Raw genomic sequence first — 1,174 nt, 5'->3', positions numbered from 1 at the left:
TAGCTCTCTCTAACCTGAGTATCCTAGCATTGTTCCCAGTATTATTACTACTAATACTATCCATAAAGGGTGTCTTTTTCCTTTATCTTTCCGAAAGTCCTTGACTTGTTTCAGTTTTTCTATTAAGCTCAACATATATTTGAAAAGTTGCCGGTCACTCCTCATTTTACCTGACTGTGATCGCTTTTACTTTTGATATTCTGATGGGAGAATGAAACAGCCCTACGATGTCGGGGGGGCAGGTGGGGCCACACCCTACCCCCACGCAAAACTTTTTCAGCAAACCCTACTTAGAGATACCTTGGACAGTAAAAACGGGCTAATGATCAGACAGGGATTGAAATTTTCCCTGGGTGCTGCTCTCTTAACGAGTTTCTTTTGGCACCGAGGAAATGTTTTAGACAACTTTGTCTATCCCGTCTTTGGCTATGTATCTGTACTGATTGAGCCATCGATGGGAGGTGCGGTCGCAACGCGCTCGCTACGCGAGATCGCCGCAGGTTTGGGGCGTTTGGGGGGAAGTGCTTTGGGGGGAATCATTGCCGCTATCCTGGTGAACGCCTACGGAATCCAAGGCTCAAGTTTTTTTGTCATTCCCTCTCTCACCTACATTTTAGCCGCCCTGATCTGTGAAACTTACCGATGGCAAGCCGCTTATTCCCAAGCCACACTACTGGGCGCTTTAATTGCCATGAGAGTGGTAGGAACATCAGCACAACAAAATATCTGGCTCTATTTGCGGTCGCAACGCGCTCGCTACGCGAGATCGCACCTCATCGATAACTGGATCGGAATCGCTGTGGGAATTGCTGTGGCCTTACTATTTTGGCCCCAGAATACTCGAGCCGATCTCAACCGGAACTTGATGGGAATCCTTCAAGATATACCGCGCTTGTTCCAAAAAATCCTCGATCGCTACCTAAAAACTGAGGTCGACAAGCAGGATTATCCTCTTTCTATTGAGCAGAACGAGCTTAACTTAGTCAATCAGATTAAAAAATCAACGCAAACTAGCCTTTCAATGCTCACAAAAGGGTAATGATTCGGTAGTAGTGGCGTAGCTCTCTTGCTTACCTGGTATGAATTGTGTAAAATATTTATTAATAAAAATAATTGGAACCCGCTCAGTCTTTAAACCTCTAGCTTGATCATGACTTTTCTGATAAATATCTTT

The 1,174-nt window shown here is 44.8% G+C and carries 2 pseudogenes; one reads left to right on the top strand and one right to left on the bottom strand.

Annotation, left to right across the window (positions count from 1 at the left end):
- Positions 1–12 precede the first annotated feature (12 nt).
- Positions 13–135, bottom strand: a pseudogene (locus tag O9290_RS05320) (transposase family protein); the annotation flags it as partial.
- 187 nt (positions 136–322) lie between these two features.
- On the opposite strand from O9290_RS05320, the pseudogene O9290_RS05315 reads away from it, so the two are divergent.
- Positions 323–1,033, top strand: a pseudogene (locus O9290_RS05315) (aromatic acid exporter family protein); the annotation flags it as partial.
- Between the last annotated feature and the right edge of the window lie 141 nt (positions 1,034–1,174).

The sequence above is a fragment of the Microcystis sp. LE19-41.2A genome (assembly GCF_027530405.1).
Taxonomy (GTDB): domain Bacteria; phylum Cyanobacteriota; class Cyanobacteriia; order Cyanobacteriales; family Microcystaceae; genus Microcystis; species Microcystis aeruginosa.
The sequence above is the reverse complement of the archived record's forward strand: the minus strand, read 5'-3'. Positions and strand labels throughout refer to the sequence as shown.